Raw genomic sequence first — 14372 nt, forward strand, 5'->3', positions numbered from 1 at the left:
CTATTACGATATGAGCGTATCTCTAACTGATTAGATTTGGCAATTTACTTGGTATTCTTTACCGTCAGCCGACTTCATCGCAAAGATACCTTTGTCACCTTTCATGTGCCATGCATAGACGACTTCTGGGTTTGAGTCGTTTACATAGCTTGCAACTTCGCCTTTCACTTTACCGTTTAGGATGATTGGCTGCTCGGCCCATTTTACTTTTGGCAAGGTGACGTTGAGCATCACTTGTTCTTTATTGATAGACTGCTTTGCCATGATTTTGCTGTCATCGGTACAGGTGTATGGTGCTGGTGCCATACGATCATAGGCAGCGGTTACTTTTTCTGGAACTGGCGTATCAGTTGCATCTGGGGTAGTGGGTGCGGTAGTCGCACAAGCGCTCAATAAGGCAAGGACTGGTAGGGTGGTCGCAATTTTAGTTATCATTTTCATAGTGCTCTCCAAAGCTTTTTACTAATGTCATTTACTTGTTCTTAATGATGCGTTTAGCATATGAGGGTTATAGTAGCGAAAACGAACCATTTCAGTGTTAGAAATTGTTCGTTACCTGTTAGCTTCGTTACCCAACCGCTGTCTAATGTAACTTGTAATCTGAGACAGGGTGAAAAGTAAGCAGGATTAGCTATGAAGTGCGCGTCTATAAAATTGGTGCATAAAAAAGCGTCTATCACCGAGTGGCTGATAGACGCTTTTGTTTTACTTAACACGCGTTAGATTGAGCGTGTACTTTTATACTATGAACATTACTTGCTATGAATACTACTTGGTTTTACGCGGTGGCAGACCAGTATGCTGCGTTTGGAAATTGCCTTTGCTAACTTTCTTCTTACCCGCCATGCCTTTGCCTGCTGCGCCTTTAGCTGACGCACTGCTGTTTGACGAGCCATTACTACGCTTCACTGAATCATTGCCAACACGGCTATTCTTTTTGCGCGCTGATTGGTAAGTATCTTGCGCGGCATCACGCCCTTCTAAACTGGCGTTAAATGGTGGAATCAAGCAACCACGGTTTTTACCAATCAAGTCACTACGATCCATGTCTTGTAGGGCTTTACGTAGTAGTACCCAGTTTTTTGGATCATGATAGCGCAAGAACGCTTTATGCAGTTTGCGCTGCTTGCCAGACTTGACGATATCCATGTCACCTTCATCACGGCTGACCTTATGTAGCGGATCTTTGTGCGTATGATACATGGTAGTCGCGGTCGCCATTGGGCTTGGATAAAACGCCTGTACTTGGTCAGCGCGGTAGCCATTACTTTTGAGCCAAAGCGCAAGGTTCATCATATCTTCATCTTTGGTACCCGGATGGGCGGCAATGAAGTAAGGAATCAGATATTGCTCTTTGCCTGCTTCTTGGCTGAACTGCTCAAACATGGCTTTGAACTGATCATAACTGCCCATGCCCGGCTTCATCATCTTCGATAGCACGCCTTCTTCAGAGTGCTCAGGCGCAATCTTGAGATAACCACCGACGTGATGACTGACCAACTCTTTCACATATTCAGGATCTTTTACTGCCAAGTCATAACGCAAGCCTGAAGCAATCAGGATTTTTTTCACGCCTTTGATATCACGTGCTTTGCGATATAGCTTGGTCAAGTTGCTATGATCGGTCAGCAAGTTTTCGCAGACATCAGGATAGACACAAGACGGCTTACGGCAGTTCTTTTCAATCGTCTCGTCTTTACAATTGAGGCGATACATATTGGCTGTTGGTCCGCCCAGATCAGAGATCACACCTGTAAAGTTAGGCGCGGTATCACGAATGGCTTCCACTTCACGTAAGATAGAGTCTTCTGAGCGGTTTTGAATAATACGGCCTTCGTGCTCGGTAATTGAGCAGAAGGTACAACCGCCAAAACAGCCGCGCATAATATTGACCGAAAACTTAATCATGTCATAAGCAGGGATACGCGCATCGCCATAGCTTGGATGCGGTAGACGGGCATATGGCAAGTCAAATACGTAGTCCATCTCTTCTGTCGAGAGTGGAATCGGTGGCGGGTTCAGCCAGACATCGATAGAAGTATGCGAGTTACCAGCACCGCTGCTATGACGTTGTACAAGCGCACGCGCGTTACCTGGGTTGGTCTCTAGATGCAAGATGCGGTTGGCATGGGCATAGAGTACAGGGTCAGATTTGACATGCTCATAATCAGGCAGACGAATCACCGTTTCCTCACGGGGCGGCATCTTGATCTTGTGCTTGCGTGCGGTCTTTGGCTTATCAAAGCCGCGCATTTGCACTACTTGCGTGTCGGTGTCTACTTGATTGGCGTTGATGACTTTATTGGCAACTGGCTCAGCGACAAAACCCTGATACTGTGACGACATTGATGAAATGGACGACGGCATGGCTTGCCCAACAGGGGAGTCAGATGGCTTTTCTTGCTCGATTGAGCATTGGTCTACATCTTCTGTCATCACATAAGGGTTGATGATTGGATCGACACGGCCAACGGTATCAACATCATTACTGGCGACTTCTGTCATGTCCGATTGCCAATGACGGCGAGTCGGTGTCAACAGATAAGAGGTGCCACGCAGTTTACTCATTTGCTCAAAGCTATAGCCTTTAGACAGACCATGTACCACATCGACGATCGCACGCTCAGCATTACCATATAGTAAGACATCAGCACGCGCATCCAGCAAGATACTACGGCGGACTTTGTCTGACCAATAATCATAATGAGCGATACGGCGTAGACTGCCCTCAATACCGCCCAAGATAATTGGCACATCAGGATAGGCTTCACGGCAGCGCTGGCTATAGACGATAGCTGCGCGGTCAGGGCGTTTGTTTGCTACATTGCCAGGAGAGTAAGCATCATCGCTACGGATTTTACGATCTGCGGTATAGCGGTTGATCATGCTGTCCATGTTGCCCGCGGTCACGCCATACGCATAGACGGGTTTGCCCAATTCCATAAAGGCGTCTTTGCTCTTCCAATCTGGCTGCGCGATGATACCAACACGAAAGCCTTGCGACTCAAGCAAGCGACCGATAATCGCCATACCAAAGCTTGGATGATCGACATAGGCATCACCTGAGATGATGATGACGTCACAAGCATCCCAGCCTAGATCGTCCATCTCTTTGCGGCTCATCGGCAGATAAGGCGCTGGCTCGTAGCAGCTCGCCCAGTGTTTGTCATAATCGTAAAGTGGCTTGGTGCCTTGTTTAAAGGCAGTGCGGGCGATGGTATCGGCAGACATGGGCGGACCTGTTAATTAGAAAAATGGCACTAAAAATACAGCCCTTATTACCCAATGATAATAAAGGCGAATTTAAAAGCGCTCATTTTAACATGAATCGCCTTCACTATGCGACCTATTCTATGAGTGGCGATTGCCGATAAGTTATTGATAGCGTGAGATAAACTGCTCATGCAAAGTAAGCTGCCAGCACCACGAGATAATAGTAAAAATAGCTTAGCTATAACTGTCACGCTGTTATTTTCATCACTAATTCTATAAAGGTCATTATCAGCTCTATAGAGTTTCCTTCTAAGACTTAATCTCTATCCTATTTCAATTTATAGCCACGTCCTCGCAAGCATTTTTATCAAAATACTTATTTGGCTGATACTGGTCATTTGTTCTCTTATATTTATAAGTTTCTTTAATTTCTAATAATAGGTTTTGGCACAGGTTTTGCTCCACCTTCATTAGGGCTTATTTGTGTGCATTAATGAGTAAAAATAGTGCATCGATAAAAATTGAACGGCTAGATAAGTGTTTGGAGATAAAATGAGAACATCATCTGTTGGACTGGGCACGATAAAGGCATTATTAAAACTATCAAAACTATTAAAATCATCGCTAAGTAATAGGCTGGTGCTAAGTACATTATTGTTTGCAACAATGGGTAGCACCCAAGCCGCTGAGACTGACACATTGACCGTGGCACAGCTGCTCGAATATCAAAATATCGCTTGGATTATCTGGGGCGGGGTATTGGTGTTCTTTATGCAGGCAGGTTTTGCTTTACTTGAGAGCGGATCAGTACGCGCGAAAAATGCGGTAAACGTAATGATGAAAAACTATACCGATATGTGTATCGGTGGTCTGGCGTTCTACTTGGTGGGTTTTGGGCTAATGATGGGTACCAATCACTCAGGATTCGTCGGCACGGATCATTTTATGCCAACAGCGCTGTCTAATATGGACTGGGCTTTGATGTTCTTTCAGATGATGTTTGCAGCGACAGCGGTGACGATTGCAAGTGGTGCAATGGCGGAGCGCGTCTCCTTTATTGGTTATGCGGTGGCCGCCTGTTTGATTTGTTTGTTCATTTACCCTGTATTTGCCAGTTGGGTATGGGGTGGTTATTTTGGCGGGACAGGCTGGCTAGCCGAGCTTGGTTTTATTGATTTTGCTGGATCTACTGTCGTGCATTCTATCGGTGGCTGGTTGGCATTGGCAGGCATCTTAGTCATTGGCCCAAGATTAGGCCGCTTTGCACCTGATGGTACGCCAAGACTTATCGCAGGGCATAACATGACGTTACTGGCGCTTGGCGGATTTATCTTATGGTTTGGTTGGTTCGGGTTCAACGCTGGGTCGACATTATCTATCACCGGCAATATTGGTTTAATCGCAGTCAATACTTTTGTCGCTGCAGTCAGTGCGGTGGTGAGTTACATGCTGATCTCCCGATCGCTTAACAAAGCTATTTTACTGAGCGATAGTGTCAATGCCAGTCTGATTGGTCTCGTATCGATTACTGCAGGTTGTGCGACCACAACGCCTGTATTTGCCATTATTATCGGTGCGGTCGCTTCAGTGGTGTATATCTTATCATCGCAAGCATTATTAAAATTCAAAGTAGATGATGTGGTCTCGGCAGTGGCAGTACATGGCTTTGGCGGGGCATGGGGTACGCTCGCAGCAGGATTATTCTATACAGGAGATTTATTTAACTTATCACGGCTTGGCGTACAAGCGCTAGGCGTCGGCGTGGCGTTAGGTTGGGGGTTGGGATTGGGTCTAGTGATGTATAAGCTGATCGATCTAAGCTTTGGGTTAAAAGCCAGCCGCTTACATGAGCAGCGAGGCCTTGATTATACCGAGCATGCAGAGCTTGGTTACCCTGAATTTCAGAAGCAGATGTTTGATTCCAAGAGTTTAACCGAGCGGCATTTATAGGAGCGAGCTGATGAATATTGATACTCAGTCCGTAGACCAAGCTGTGACTGCGATGGCAGAAGTACTTGCCGATTATCTACATCCTGAAGAGGTGCGGCTGCTTAAATCACAGTGGCAGCGATACTCAACGGTCTCTGTGAAAATGATGCAACAGTGCGTCTTGGATGCGACAAGGCGCTATCCTGAGCTGCAAGCTTATAAGTCTGATATTAGGAAAGGCTTTTGGGCTACGTTGCAAGCGGACAGTCAGCAGACTGTCGAATCTGATAGTCACAATCGCCATAATAGTCATAATGAAGCAATCAAAGCGCCAGTACCTGTCTCTGAATTGGTTCTTGCATTTTATACCGTCGTAGAGGCGCTGCGCAGTCAGTTATCAGAAACAGAAAGTCGCAACCTATTTCTAACCATGCACCAAACTGTTTCGCAAGAGCGCACCTTCAAAGGGCATAGTTTTAACATCAGTCAATTTTTAGAAGGCAATCGCCCGTCTGTACCTGATAATGAGCACCTGTTAAATAATTTGATGCAGCTGGCTTATGTATGCTTATGCGATGTTGCAGGCCCTGTCGAAGCAGATGAGATGATGTTTCGAGCGGCAGAGAAGGCAAAACAAAATTACCCGAAAACATTGGTCGAAAAGTTATTCTAAGATATTAAGCAGGCACGTTACGGTCGGGTACGGAATACCTTTCGATAGCGTGCCTTATATAACGTAGTTTTCATGAGATAGCTTTCACAATGTAGCCTTCATGGCGTACCTTGAAACTTGATACTAGACGATGAGTAGTCTAATAGTTAGCTATTTAATCTAATAACTGAAGCGGGAAAGTAACCACGTCAAAGGCGAGGGCAAAGGGTAGCAATACTAGCTTTTGTGCGCCATTTGGACCGCTATGAGTGACGACATCTTGCTGAGTTTGTGTATAGAAGCTCACCGTATAGGGCCTGGTCAATGCACGATAGTTTGACTGAATTAATCCTAAGTTACTAACTTGCGGATAGATAGCGCCTTTGACAGGAACGCTAAAACAAAAGCGCTGAGCATTGATACGTTGATCGCTCGCTGAGGTGCACTCTTTACCATTATTTTGCAAAAAGAACTGATAGTCTGAGCGCCCAAACTCATCTTTTAATTTGGCATAAGACAGTTTCATCTCACCTTGAAAGTACCCATCATTATTGGGTACATGAAAGCTCATGTCGTTATCCACTTGAATGTTTTCTTGCGTGAGATTACTCAGTAAATTCACCATCTCTGTCCCACCTTGGGTAAGGACGTAGCTGTTTTTTTCTCCTACGATAACCATCGTCGCGTTTGGCATTTTTGGTAACGCCTGCGCAGGACGACCAAAGGCAACAATTTGATCTTCAGACAGTATCTGCTTCGTTGTGTTCGTAGTGACATGCCCGCTATTGTCTAACAATGAGCTAGTCGCACAGCCTGAGCTGGCTAGTACCGTAGCAAACAGAGCGCCTGCTATTATCTTTTTTAAATTTAATGGGTTTAACGGTTTTAGTGACGCTTGCATATTCTTCTGAGTAGCATTTGTGTGGTCAGTCATGATTAGGCTTCCTTGTCTAACAAATGGGCTTACGAAATTAACTATCGAGTTTTTATTTCTTCTCGGATGTCTGGTGAATATCGTACAGAGTTTAGAGGTAACTTAGCTACTTATCATCCATTGTCATATGATAGGCAACTTCAGCTGAGACGTATTAATTATAATTAATCTAGGGTAATTTTTGTCCCACTCTTAGTAAAGTTCATCACAAACTGGCTTTTGAAATTGCGCACATTATTTTCGTAAGTCAGTAAGCTGCGAGTGAACTGATGATAGTCGCTCATATTCTTTGCATTGACCATCAACATAAAATCAAAATCGCCCGATACTTCATAGCAGCTCATGATTCGTGATTGCGCATCCATTAGGCGCTCAAACCGATGCTGCATTGAGGTATTAGAGCGCTCCATTTCTATCATTACCACTGCTGTCAGACCGTAGCCCACTTTGTCAGGATTGACGATGGCTACTTGTTTGGTAATCACGTCACTATCTATCAGCGCCTGTATACGCCGCTGCGCCGTCGCAATGGATACATGTACTCGCTCTGCGACAGTTTTAAGCGGTAATGTCGCATCATCTTGCAGCAAGTTCAAAATAGCTTTATCAATATTGTCTAAAGTATGGCTCATATCAGGACATCCTTAATAGCAGAGTTTTCTATCGGTTTTTATAAATATTATCACTAACAATCCTAATATAAGAAAATAATTATTTATACGACACCTATTTGAGATGTTTATCCATCAATGAACTTATATAGAGATAATATATCAAAGCACTCTAGTAAAATAGACCATACCAATCAGAACCGCTTTAAAAAAAGAGCTAGCAATTGGTTTTTTATCATCTATTAATAGCTACGGTGCTTATCATGTCTATCTCAATGCTCTCCAATGTATTCGCTAATACGCTAGCAACGACTGCTGCACGTTTGCCACTACCTGCGATTTGGACGACAGGTAGCGCACAACAACGCACTCTGATACTAGGAGTGTCTTTTGCCATATTATCCAATGTGCTATTTGGCGTACTCTATGCGTACAGCAGTTTTTTAGCGCCACTATCAGGGACGCAAGTTTTTATTTGGCGGATGCTTGCGATGTGGGCAGCGTTGGTCGGATATTTAATGGTAAGTGGACGTCTAGGATTGCACATCGATAAATTGAAAGTGATAAGAGGCGCTAAGCAGTGGGCTTGGCTGCTATTACCTACGCCAATATTCCTTAGCCAATTTTGGTTATTTATGTGGGCGCCAGTGAATGGCCAAGGTGTGCAAACCGCGATGGGGTACTTCTTATTCCCATTAATGATGGTGGTGTTTGGTTGTGTCCTCTTTGGCGAAAAACTAAGCCGTTTGCAATGGTTGGCAGTGGCCTTTGCTGCATTGGGTGTGGGTATTGAAGTTATCCGTACCCAAAGTGTCTCTTGGGCAACGCTATGGGTATGCGGTACGTATCCCGTTTACTACATTTTACGCCGACTGCAGGAAGTCGGTGCCGTGACTGGGTTATTGGTTGATTTAACAATATTTGCACCCTTTGCGCTGGCTTACTTGTTCTTCTTTGCCCCAAGCAGTTTGGCATTAGTTAGCGGCTCTGGTTTCTTTATCATGATGCTAGTAGGTTTAGGTGTGCTCAGTGTCTTGGCGATGAAGACCAATATTGATGCCAGTCAAATGCTACCAGTCAACGTGTATGGAATGATGAGCTATTTGGAACCTGCGTTGCTATTTATCTTGGCAGTGACCGTGCTAGGCAACCCATTTGAGTCAGCGATGATCTATAGCTATGGTCTGATTTGGTTAGGTATTGGGTGTTTGATTGCTCATGGTGTTAGGCAATTACGTCAGGCTAGTAGAAAGACAGCATTATCCTTAAAAGAGCAAATGGCATAGTAGAATGGATTGCTAAATGCTTGTATGAGTTGTTATTGGTAGCTAAAGCTGAACGGTAATATTTATAGATATCGTAGATAACAAAAAAGGACGGCTCAGTAAACATTGAGTCGTCCTTTTTTATATAGATTAAATAACGCTTAATCTAAATGCTGTTTGAAACCGCGCTGCTTATCACGTTCCCAGTCACGATCTTTTAGCGTTTTACGTTTGTCATGTTGCTTTTTACCCAATGCTAGGCCAATTTGGCATTTCACCAGTGAGTTTTTCCAGTAGCAAGACAGTGGTACACAAGCGTAGCCTTTCTGGTTGATTGCCCCAGATAGTTTTTCGATCTCACGACGGTTTAGCAGCAGTTTACGGGTACGAATACTGTCTGGACTAACGTGCGTTGAGCTCGATAGTAATGGCTGAATGTGCGCACCGAACAAGAAAGCTTCATTATTGCGGAATATGACGTACGCTTCGGTAATGGTCATTTTTCCTGCGCGAATGGCTTTTACTTCCCAACCTTGTAATGCCAGTCCTGCCTCAAAGGTTTCTTCGATAAAATACTCATGACGCGCCTTTTTATTGGCACAAATCTGATTATCTGGCTTTTTTGATTTTTTTGACATAATTTCTCCATAAAGATGACCTAAGACACAGGCTCCTTATTTAATCAGTCCCACTAATTCCTCATCCTAATCCAATAAATAGTCTCTTTTTTTATTTCGATTATGAGATGGATGAGTCGAACTGCCTATTGTATCAAAGCCTCTGATGAAAAGGTAAATCAGCTGTTAGGACAAATGTAGCAGATAAGTATTAAGTTTGAGCAAAATTTGCTAGCATATGGCCTAATATCACCGATTATATCAGTCATGCTATGAGCCACTCTATTTCTCCCAATTCCTCAAAGCTACATACCAAAATTCTATACCCTGGTACCTTTGATCCTATTACCAACGGTCATGTAGATTTGGTCACACGCGCCGTCAAGCTATTTGATGAGGTCGTTATCGCGGTTGCCTCAGGCCATCATAAAAAACCCTTGTTTAATTTTGAAGAACGCGTTGCTTTGGTCGAAACCGTATTTGCTGATTTACCGCAGGTATCTGTCATTGGTTTTGAAGGGCTGCTTGTTGATTTTATGCGTGAAAAAAACGCCACGGCAGTTTTGCGTGGCTTGCGTGCAATGTCAGATTTTGAGTACGAGTTTCAGCTAGCCAATATGAATCGCGAGCTTGATGAAAACTTTGAGGCAGTGTTTTTGACCCCATCTCAAAATTACTCATTTATCTCATCTACCATGATTCGCGAAATTGCTAAGCTTGGCGGTGACGTCAATAAATTCGTTCCACCTTGTGTTTTGCAAGCATTTGATAAAAAGCTAAATATCAAATAAAAGATGTTGCATCAAAGATATGCTGCTAGCACTTGCTAAAACAGTAAGGAGCGGCCATATAGGAATAGGGCATGCCCCTATTTTAAAAATAGTGATAAAAATTTGATAAATCGTAGGCAAACAAGAGAAATGGTGCAGACAAGATCGAGATATTGACCAGTTATTTGACGCCGTTTTTCAAAGATTTAGCCATTTTTAGCCCATTTAGTGATAAACGTTTGAATTAGGGACAAGCCCTAATACGAGCAAAAATATAAGGAGCAGTTTATGGCGCTATTAATCACTGATGAGTGCATTAACTGTGATGTGTGTGAGCCTGCCTGTCCAAATGAGGCCATCTCAGAAGGCGACGATATTTATGTCATTGATCCAGATCTATGCACAGAATGTGTCGGGCATTTTGACGAGCCGCAATGCGTGGTGATTTGTCCCGTCGACTGTATCCCTCATGATCCCAATCATGTCGAGACAGAAAATGATTTATTAGCCAAATACAAGCGTATTACTGGTCAATAAAATCTTGATAAGCGATTGATGACGTTTGGATTTACAACGTTTTAGGGACAACACGATGACCATGGAAACAATAACCACGCAAGCAACAACCACGCAATCTATCCAAGTCACAAACGACTTTGATCAGCAACATCTTTGGCACCCTTATGCCAGCCTGCCACCAACCTATTCCAATATCGTTATCGATCACGCTGAAGGTATCTACATCATTACTGAAGATGGCACGCGCCTGATCGATGGTATGTCGTCATGGTGGGCGAGCGTTCATGGTTATAACCATCCAAAACTGAATGACGCATTGACTCAGCAATTGGGTAAAATGGCGCATGTCATGTTTGGTGGGTTAACCCATCAGCCGGCGATAGATTTGGGCAAAAAACTGCTCGATATTGTACCTACTGGACTTGAGGCAATTTTTTATGCTGACAGTGGCAGTATTGCGGTAGAAGTGGCACTAAAGATGGCGCTGCAATATCAAGTGGCTGCCAAGCGCCCAAATAAGCAACAGTTTGCCTCAACTCATTCAGGGTATTACGGAGATACATGGCATGCGATGAGTGTCTGTGATCCTGTTAATGGGATGCATAGTCTATATGGCAAGCAGCTACCGATGCAGCATTTTGTTCCTGCACCGCCCATTGGCTTTGATCGCGCACTAACGGTAGATGAGCGTGAATCATTAGCTCAGTTTTTTATGGAATACGGCGAGCAGCTGGCGGGCTTCATCATTGAGCCAATTATCCAGGGCGCAGGCGGGATGCGTTTTTATAATCCTGAATATCTACAATTGCTTCGTCAACTGTGTGATGAGCATGATGTACTACTGATTGCGGATGAAATCGCTACTGGGTTTGGGCGTAGTGGTAAATTATTTGCGTGTGAACATGCAGCTATTAGCCCTGATATCATGACCATTGGCAAGGCTTTGACGGGTGGCTATATGACTTTTGCCGCCACGCTATGTACCCGAAAAATTGCCGATACCATTCATAATAGTGACTATCCAGCGCTGATGCATGGTCCAACCTTTATGGGCAACCCACTGGCCTGTGCAGTTGCGTGTGCATCGATTGATTTGATTATGTCTTATGATATCGAAGCGCGTACCGCAAATATGCAACGCATTATGGAGCAACAACTAGCGCCTGCTGCGTTACTAGAGGGTGTTGCTGAAGTGCGCTGCTTGGGCGCGGTCGCTGTAATTGAGCTGCATGAAGCAGTTGATATGCCCATTTTTCAGTCTTTGTTGATTGATAATGGTATCTGGGTTAGACCATTTGGGAAACTGGTGTATATCATGCCACCTTACGTGATTACTGATGATGAGCTGACTACCTTATGCCAATCACTGCTGAAAGTAGTGCGTACGTATTTAGAAAACCGAGGTCAATCATGAGTGTATTATTTGTTTCTGGTATCGATACCGATATCGGTAAAACCTATGCTACTGGACTGCTTGCCAAAGCGCTTATGCAAAAAGGTGTGAACGTTATTACGCAAAAGTTGGTACAAACGGGCATCAGTAAACAAGTAGATGGCGAGCTAGGCATTGCAGATGATATTTTAAGTCACCGTCAATTGATGGGAATGCCATTACAGCCGTGTGATATTGATTTTACCACTTGTCCTTATCGCTACGAAAAGCCCGCGTCACCGCATCTATCCGCAGCACTGGCCAACCAACCTCTCAATATTGAAGCGATTACTGAAGCCACTAAAGCATTACAAGCTGATTACGATGTGGTATTGCTCGAAGGAGCAGGCGGGTTGTTAGTTCCCATTACCACTGAATTATTGACCTTAGATTATGTCGCTGAGCAAGGTTATCCTATCGTCTTGGTCACCTCTGGCCGATTGGGTAGCATCAATCATACGTTGCTTAGTTTGGAGGCGATAAAATCGCGCGGCTTAATGGTATATAGTGTGATTTACAATCATATCCATGATGATGCTGAGCAAACGGATGCTGAGATTGCAAATAGTACCATCGATTTTTTGCAAGCATATTTGGCTCGCCATTACCCCAAAGCAAACTGGCTGGTCTTGGCCAAACAATCAAATGAACATTTAGATAATGCTGACATAGCGTTGCCAACAGCGTTTATCTAAGTTTTTAAGATGTTTTTAGGATAGTTACAGTCATTCTAAAAATAAGCCGAAAAGACATTCCCATACAGGCGATAGTTTTGCTATACTAGCGCGCTTGGTAGACTAGGCGATCGCCGCTGCACACTGGCAACAGATGAGCAGAGGAGGAAAGTCCGGGCTACATAGGGCAGCGTGCCAGCTAACGGCTGGGCAGGGTAACTTGACGACCAGTGCAGCAGAGAGTAGACCGCCTTTAGTATCTTAGGGTATTATCGGTAAGGGTGAAAGGGTGCGGTAAGAGCGCACCGCGTGGCTGGCAACAGTTCACGGCATGGTAAACTCCACGCGTAGCAAGACCAAATAGGCATCGGCATGGCGCGGCCCGCGTTCGATGCGGGTAGGTTGCTTGAGCGTATTAGCGATGATACGCCTAGAGGAATGATCGTCCACGACAGAACCCGGCTTATCGGTTTACCAAACCTTTTTTATTGTTTGTTGTAGTAATAGTTGCAATTAATCTGAATTAAATTCGTTTTTTTGCAAAAAATGCTTATTAGGGGTTGACGACAGTCAATAGCTTGGGCATAATGTGCAGCCTAAAACGGCGATGTAGCTCAGCTGGTTAGAGCGCATGACTCATAATCGTGAGGTCAAGAGTTCAAGTCTCTTCATCGCCACCATATATAGCAGTACGAAAAAAACCAATCTATCTAGATTGGTTTTTTTTTGCCCAAAATAAATATTTTTCTAAATTAGAAACTGTTAATACATAGCATTTTAGGTGTGATTTACTTACAGATTTCTTACTAAATCATAGGTTTATCTGTCTATATACAGATTAATTCTTGTAACTTATGTCGCGCTTACTTATCATAGGGGCTGTTTTCGGTAAAGTCCTGTAACGCCATGTCTGTCCAACTACCTCCTTATCGTCCTATCAAGCATCGCAGTGGCCTTAAAGTCATGGGTGCAGCCTTCCATGCATTGATCATGCGCGAGCTACAGACTCGCTTTGGTGGTTACCGTTTGGGTTACCTTTGGGCACCACTTGAAGTTCTTTTTCAAGTTCTGATTTTTTTAATAATATTTGGCACTATCCGTGAACGCTTAGTTCCTGGTATGGATTTTTCTTTATTTCTTATTGTTGGAATGGTTCCTTTTCGGATGTTTCAAAAGATAGCGACAAGAGCGTTAGGGGCAGTCGATGCCAATAAAGGTTTATTGATGTACCGTTCGATTAAGCACATTGATGTGATCATCGCGCGTTCATTCTTAGAATTAGTAATCTATTTTTTTACATCTATACTTCTACTTTTAGGCTTGGCTTTTTTTGATATTTATGCCAATTTGGAAAATCTGCACATTGTATTATTTTGCTGGATAACGCTATTTATATTTAGCTTTGGTCTTGCTCTAATTATGATGGTGGTTGGATATTATGGTGGCGAAATCAGTAAAGTGATCACCATATTTTTTACGATACTATATTTTATTTCTGGTATTCTTTATCCAATCCATGTTATTCCTGAGCCGTATTTTAGCTATTTACTATACAATCCTTTCATTCATAATATCGAGCTAATGAGACATGCTTTTGCACCCAATTATCCAGCATATCATATTGATATCTGGTACTTTCTAGAGTGGATGTTTATCGTAAACTTCCTAGGTCTTTTACTCTACAAGTATGCTGAGCGTGACATGATTCGTTCTCGATAAGTTAGTATCAATAGTTATAAATGCTAATAATAAGAAA

Annotated in this window: 13 protein-coding genes, 1 tRNA gene and 1 other RNA gene; 10 read left to right on the top strand and 5 right to left on the bottom strand. The window is 43.5% G+C overall.

The window, feature by feature from the left end:
• Nucleotides 1-30 precede the first annotated feature (30 nt).
• Together ACS8FA_RS17135 and ACS8FA_RS17140 are read right to left on the bottom strand one after the other, a co-directional pair.
• Nucleotides 31-441 carry a hypothetical protein gene (locus ACS8FA_RS17135; protein ID WP_439266175.1) on the bottom strand — a complete coding sequence of 137 codons (411 nt, stop codon included), beginning with the start codon at nucleotides 439-441 and terminating at the stop codon, nucleotides 31-33.
• A gap of 327 nt (nucleotides 442-768) precedes the next feature.
• Nucleotides 769-3231, bottom strand: coding sequence for a YgiQ family radical SAM protein (locus tag ACS8FA_RS17140; RefSeq protein ID WP_439266173.1), 2463 nt, complete (start codon nucleotides 3229-3231; stop codon nucleotides 769-771).
• Nucleotides 3232-3879: 648 nt separating this feature from the next.
• Between ACS8FA_RS17140 and ACS8FA_RS17145 the strand changes: the two genes are divergently transcribed.
• Nucleotides 3880-5163: an ammonium transporter gene (locus ACS8FA_RS17145; RefSeq protein ID WP_439266185.1), complete on the top strand. Its 1284-nt coding sequence runs from the start codon at nucleotides 3880-3882 to the stop codon at nucleotides 5161-5163.
• 10 nt (nucleotides 5164-5173) lie between these two features.
• Nucleotides 5174-5815, top strand: a complete 642-nt coding sequence (locus tag ACS8FA_RS17150) for a hypothetical protein (RefSeq protein WP_165598310.1) — start codon at nucleotides 5174-5176, stop codon at nucleotides 5813-5815.
• Nucleotides 5816-5969: 154 nt separating this feature from the next.
• Here ACS8FA_RS17150 and ACS8FA_RS17155 read toward each other — a convergent pair whose 3' ends face one another.
• Both ACS8FA_RS17155 and ACS8FA_RS17160 read right to left on the bottom strand, forming a co-directional pair.
• Nucleotides 5970-6728, bottom strand: a complete 759-nt coding sequence (locus ACS8FA_RS17155; protein ID WP_165598311.1) for a YidX family protein — start codon at nucleotides 6726-6728, stop codon at nucleotides 5970-5972.
• A gap of 164 nt (nucleotides 6729-6892) precedes the next feature.
• Nucleotides 6893-7360 (bottom strand): Lrp/AsnC family transcriptional regulator, encoded by a 468-nt coding sequence (locus tag ACS8FA_RS17160; RefSeq protein ID WP_101204277.1) that lies wholly within the window; start codon nucleotides 7358-7360, stop codon nucleotides 6893-6895.
• Nucleotides 7361-7602: 242 nt separating this feature from the next.
• Here ACS8FA_RS17160 and rarD point away from each other — a divergent pair, with 242 nt between their 5' ends.
• Complete coding sequence (gene rarD, locus ACS8FA_RS17165; protein WP_439266170.1) at nucleotides 7603-8625, top strand: EamA family transporter RarD; 1023 nt, start codon at nucleotides 7603-7605, stop codon at nucleotides 8623-8625.
• 140 nt (nucleotides 8626-8765) lie between these two features.
• Here rarD and smpB read toward each other — a convergent pair whose 3' ends face one another.
• Nucleotides 8766-9242 (bottom strand): SsrA-binding protein SmpB, encoded by a 477-nt coding sequence (gene smpB, locus ACS8FA_RS17170; protein WP_057758370.1) that lies wholly within the window; start codon nucleotides 9240-9242, stop codon nucleotides 8766-8768.
• Between the two features lie 251 nt (nucleotides 9243-9493).
• Between smpB and coaD the strand changes: the two genes are divergently transcribed.
• The 7 genes from coaD to ACS8FA_RS17205 all read left to right on the top strand — a co-directional run bounded on the left by coaD (nucleotide 9494) and on the right by ACS8FA_RS17205 (nucleotide 14335).
• On the top strand, nucleotides 9494-10012 hold the full coding sequence (coaD, locus tag ACS8FA_RS17175) for a pantetheine-phosphate adenylyltransferase (protein WP_102078894.1): 519 nt from the start codon (nucleotides 9494-9496) through the stop codon (nucleotides 10010-10012).
• A gap of 267 nt (nucleotides 10013-10279) precedes the next feature.
• Nucleotides 10280-10528 (top strand): YfhL family 4Fe-4S dicluster ferredoxin, encoded by a 249-nt coding sequence (locus tag ACS8FA_RS17180; RefSeq protein ID WP_058024492.1) that lies wholly within the window; start codon nucleotides 10280-10282, stop codon nucleotides 10526-10528.
• A 55-nt stretch (nucleotides 10529-10583) separates the two neighbouring features.
• On the top strand, nucleotides 10584-11924 hold the full coding sequence (bioA, locus tag ACS8FA_RS17185; RefSeq protein WP_439266167.1) for an adenosylmethionine--8-amino-7-oxononanoate transaminase: 1341 nt from the start codon (nucleotides 10584-10586) through the stop codon (nucleotides 11922-11924).
• Nucleotides 11921-12637, top strand: coding sequence for a dethiobiotin synthase (bioD, locus tag ACS8FA_RS17190; RefSeq protein WP_439266165.1), 717 nt, complete (start codon nucleotides 11921-11923; stop codon nucleotides 12635-12637). Before bioA ends, bioD begins: the two co-directional genes overlap by 4 nt.
• Nucleotides 12638-12731: 94 nt before the next feature.
• Nucleotides 12732-13098: RNase P RNA component class A (gene rnpB / locus ACS8FA_RS17195), an RNA gene on the top strand.
• Between the two features lie 121 nt (nucleotides 13099-13219).
• Nucleotides 13220-13296 (top strand) — tRNA-Met (locus ACS8FA_RS17200).
• A gap of 226 nt (nucleotides 13297-13522) precedes the next feature.
• Complete coding sequence (locus ACS8FA_RS17205; protein WP_379543752.1) at nucleotides 13523-14335, top strand: ABC transporter permease; 813 nt, start codon at nucleotides 13523-13525, stop codon at nucleotides 14333-14335.
• Nucleotides 14336-14372: the final 37 nt, after the last annotated feature.

The sequence above is a fragment of the Psychrobacter sp. 1Y1 genome (genome assembly GCF_051847395.2).
In the GTDB taxonomy this organism is placed as follows: domain Bacteria; phylum Pseudomonadota; class Gammaproteobacteria; order Pseudomonadales; family Moraxellaceae; genus Psychrobacter.

Coding starts and splice junctions, on each gene's coding strand:
- ACS8FA_RS17135 (WP_439266175.1), bottom strand. CDS start 441: ATGAAAATGATAACTAAAATTGCGACCACCCTACCAGTCCTTGCCTTA.
- ACS8FA_RS17140 (WP_439266173.1), bottom strand. CDS start 3,231: ATGTCTGCCGATACCATCGCCCGCACTGCCTTTAAACAAGGCACCAAG.
- ACS8FA_RS17145 (WP_439266185.1), top strand. CDS start 3,880: ATGGGTAGCACCCAAGCCGCTGAGACTGACACATTGACCGTGGCACAG.
- ACS8FA_RS17150 (WP_165598310.1), top strand. CDS start 5,174: ATGAATATTGATACTCAGTCCGTAGACCAAGCTGTGACTGCGATGGCA.
- ACS8FA_RS17155 (WP_165598311.1), bottom strand. CDS start 6,728: ATGACTGACCACACAAATGCTACTCAGAAGAATATGCAAGCGTCACTA.
- ACS8FA_RS17160 (WP_101204277.1), bottom strand. CDS start 7,360: ATGAGCCATACTTTAGACAATATTGATAAAGCTATTTTGAACTTGCTG.
- rarD (WP_439266170.1), top strand. CDS start 7,603: ATGTCTATCTCAATGCTCTCCAATGTATTCGCTAATACGCTAGCAACG.
- smpB (WP_057758370.1), bottom strand. CDS start 9,242: ATGTCAAAAAAATCAAAAAAGCCAGATAATCAGATTTGTGCCAATAAA.
- coaD (WP_102078894.1), top strand. CDS start 9,494: ATGAGCCACTCTATTTCTCCCAATTCCTCAAAGCTACATACCAAAATT.
- ACS8FA_RS17180 (WP_058024492.1), top strand. CDS start 10,280: ATGGCGCTATTAATCACTGATGAGTGCATTAACTGTGATGTGTGTGAG.
- bioA (WP_439266167.1), top strand. CDS start 10,584: ATGACCATGGAAACAATAACCACGCAAGCAACAACCACGCAATCTATC.
- bioD (WP_439266165.1), top strand. CDS start 11,921: ATGAGTGTATTATTTGTTTCTGGTATCGATACCGATATCGGTAAAACC.
- ACS8FA_RS17205 (WP_379543752.1), top strand. CDS start 13,523: ATGTCTGTCCAACTACCTCCTTATCGTCCTATCAAGCATCGCAGTGGC.